The sequence below is a fragment of the Actinoplanes sp. NPDC048791 genome (assembly GCF_040650095.1).
Taxonomy (GTDB): Bacteria; Actinomycetota; Actinomycetes; order Mycobacteriales; family Micromonosporaceae; genus Actinoplanes.
On sequence record NZ_JBEZGQ010000987.1, the window covers coordinates 1 to 3,074 of the forward strand.

The window sequence follows — 3,074 nt, forward strand, 5'->3', positions numbered from 1 at the left end:
CGGACCGCTCGGCCAGCTTCTCGGCGTGGGCTTGCGCTGCGAGGCACCGGCGGCCACGGCTCCGGTCACCACCAGGGCGGCGGCGGTGCCGGTGACGGCAACGGCGAGGATCGATCGGCGGGACAGTCCCATTGCGCGACTCCATCAGGATGTGCGGATGGTGCATGACGCAGACCGAGACGGCCCGCCGCGGGAAAAGGTTGCTGCAACCTTTCCGGGCCCTGACCCGTCTTGGCCGTCGTGGGAGTGAGAGGCGACGATGAGTTCGTCGAGTTCGCGCAGGCGAACTCGGCCCGGCTGCAACGCGCCGCGTACCTGTTGACCGGTGACCGGCATCAGGCCGAGGACGCGGCCCAGGCCGCCCTGGTCCGGGTGTACGCGGCCTGGGGCCGGGTGCGCCGCAAGGACCCGTACGCGTACGCCCGCACGGTCCTGGCCAACCTCGTCACGGACCAGTGGCGCCGCCCGATCCGCGAGTACGCGACCGAGGAGCTCCCCGAACGACCACTACCCCGGGACCTGGCCGACGACGTGACCCGGCGCCGCTGGCTGATCGGCGCACTGCAGACGCTGTCACCCCGCGAGCGCACCGTGGTCGTGCTGCGGCACTTCTTCGACGCCACCGAGGTCGACGTGGCCCGCGAGCTCAATCTGTCCCTCGGCACGGTCAAAAGCCTCAACTCGCGGGCGCTGGCCAAGCTGCGGGTCTCCATCCCGGCACCCCGGCGCGCGGAAAGCGGAGTACGCCCATGAACAACCTCGACGACCTGAGAGACGCCATGCACTCCACGCCGGACTTCGAACCCAAGTCGCTCGACCTCGCCGCCGTGATGACCGCCGGTGGCCGGTTGCGCCGCCGGCGCCGGGCCACGGTGGGCGCCGCCTCCGGGGTGGCGGTGCTGGTCCTGCTCGTGGGCGGTTTCCAGCTGGTCCGCCCGGAGGCGTCGCAGCCGGGGGTCGCCGCGGCGGGTCAGCCGTCGAGTGCCGCGCCGGCGAAGACCGCGGATCCGTCGGCCACCGCGGTCCACGAGGATCCGGACGAGCCGATCACCGGGGAGGCGTTCGGCGACGTCGTCGACACCGGGATGAAGGTCGACGGGCTGGACCGGCTGCTGTGGATGCAACGGGTCGACGAGCCGGTCCTGCCGGACACCACCGTCGGGATCGCCACCGGCTGGCGCACCACCGCGGGTCAGCTCGTCGTCGACGTCGTCAACAACGAGGTGGAGGGCTCGGACCGGGCACCGGGCTTCCACGCCCTGGAGATGGCCATGGTCGTCAACGACAAGCCGAGTCCCGCCTTCGGCTACTACGTCGGTGATGCGGCGAAGATCACCGTGACCGCGGACGGCCGGACAGTCCGGGCCGAACAGGCCACCTGGAGCGAGGACCGGTCGATCGTGCTGTTCTGGTTCCCCCTGAACAAGGTCAAACCGACCAGCAAGGTCGGTAAGGCGACCGCCTTCGACGACAACGGCCGCAAGCTGCCGGCCGGCAACGCCACCTTCGGCGTGGGGTAAGCCTGTCCTCGTTCATGATCATCGGGTTTACTGCTGTACATGAGCATCATCTCCCCCGGGTTCGGCGGGCGGCGCCGCTCCTCGCAGCCGGACCTGCCGCCCGGGCAGTACCTCACCCATGACTTCCCGGTGCTCTCGGCCGGACCGACGCCACGGATCCCGCTCGACCGCTGGCAGTTCACGGTCACCGACGAGACCGGCGCCAAGCACAGCTGGTCCTGGGCGGAGTTCCAGGCCCTGCCGGCCGAGGACGTCACGGTCGACATCCACTGCGTCACCAAGTGGTCCAAGCTCGGCACCACCTGGCGGGGCGTCTCGATCGACACCCTGTTCGAGAACGTCGAGACCACCGCCGACTACACGATGGTGCACGGCTACGGCGGCTACACGACCAACGTGCCGCTGGAGGACCTGCTCGACGGCAAGGCCTGGGTGGCGTACCAGTTCGACGGCGAGCCGCTCGCGCCCGAGCACGGCGGCCCGGCCCGGCTGGTGGTCCCGCACCTGTACTTCTGGAAATCGGCCAAGTGGGTCAACGGCATCGAGATGCTCCAGCAGGACGAGCCGGGCTTCTGGGAAGAGGCCGGCTACCACATGTACGGAGACCCATGGCGCGAACAGCGTTACCAGGGCGACTGAGCCGACCCGCGGCGGAAAACCCATGACAAATCGTCGTTTGGTCTGGCGGGCCGCTGTTCTCGAAGCGGCTCGTCAGGAGACACCGTCCGCGCGGACTCTGGTGCTGCGGGTGCCGGACTGGCCGGGGCACCTGCCCGGTCAGCACGTCGACGTGCGGCTGACCGCCCCGGACGGCTACTCGGCCCAGCGCAGCTACTCGATCGCCTCGGCCTGGCAGGACGGCGGCACGGTCGAGCTGACCGTGCAGCGCGTGGAGGACGGCGAGGTCTCGTCCTATCTGGCCGAGGACCTGCAGGTGGGGCAGCCGCTGGAGCTGCGCGGCCCGGTCGGCGGCTGGTTCGTGTGGCGCAACGCGCCGCCGCCGGTGCTGCTGCTGGCCGGCGGCTCGGGCGTCGTACCGCTGATGGCGATGATCCGGGCCCGCGGCGACGTACGCGGCCGGCAGCCGTTCCGGCTGATCTACTCGGTCCGCACCCCGCAGGACGCCCTGTACGCCGACGAGCTGGCCCGCCGGGTCCGCGACGATCCGGGGCTGGACGTCCGTTTCGTCTACACCCGCAAGGCCCCCGACGGCTGGCCCGATCCACCGGGCCGGCTCACCGTGGCGACGATCAACACGTACGGCTGGCCGCCGGACTTCGCGCCGGACGTGTTCGTCTGCGGCCCGACGTCGTTCGTGGAGGCGGCGGCCGACATCCTCGTCGCGCTGGGGCACGACCCGAAGAAGATCCGCACGGAACGATTCGGAGGGACGTCATGACCGAGCACGAGCTGGACGGCAACGCGATGGCCGGGGATCTGCGCGAGGTCTTCGCGGTCGATGTGACCACGGCGGTGGCCACCTGCGGCGGGTGCGGGGAGCCGAGCGTCGTGGCGCGGCTGCGGGTGTGGGGGCCGGCGCCCGGCCTGGTGGCC

Annotated in this window: 5 protein-coding genes; all 5 read left to right on the forward strand. The window is 70.9% G+C overall.

All coding sequences use genetic code 11. The annotated features are described in order from the left end of the window. Nucleotides 1-246: 246 nt before the first annotated feature. Nucleotides 247-753: a SigE family RNA polymerase sigma factor gene (locus AB0C29_RS40900; protein WP_360553124.1), complete on the forward strand. Its 507-nt coding sequence runs from the start codon at nt 247-249 to the stop codon at nt 751-753. Beyond that, nucleotides 750-1,520 (forward strand): hypothetical protein, encoded by a 771-nt coding sequence (locus AB0C29_RS40905; RefSeq protein WP_360832469.1) that lies wholly within the window; start codon nt 750-752, stop codon nt 1,518-1,520. Before AB0C29_RS40900 ends, AB0C29_RS40905 begins: the two co-directional genes overlap by 4 nt. Before the next feature lie 39 nt (nt 1,521-1,559). Continuing rightward, the gene (locus AB0C29_RS40910; RefSeq protein WP_360832472.1) at nt 1,560-2,159 is read left to right on the forward strand and encodes a sulfite oxidase-like oxidoreductase; all 600 of its coding nucleotides are present in this window, start codon (nt 1,560-1,562) and stop codon (nt 2,157-2,159) included. A 22-nt stretch (nt 2,160-2,181) separates the two neighbouring features. Then, the gene (locus AB0C29_RS40915) at nt 2,182-2,919 is read left to right on the forward strand and encodes a ferredoxin reductase (RefSeq protein ID WP_360832475.1); all 738 of its coding nucleotides are present in this window, start codon (nt 2,182-2,184) and stop codon (nt 2,917-2,919) included. Next, the coding region (locus AB0C29_RS40920) for a DUF6510 family protein (RefSeq protein ID WP_360832478.1) at nt 2,916-3,074 on the forward strand (159 nt) is incomplete at its 3' end. The genes AB0C29_RS40915 and AB0C29_RS40920, both read left to right, overlap by 4 nt.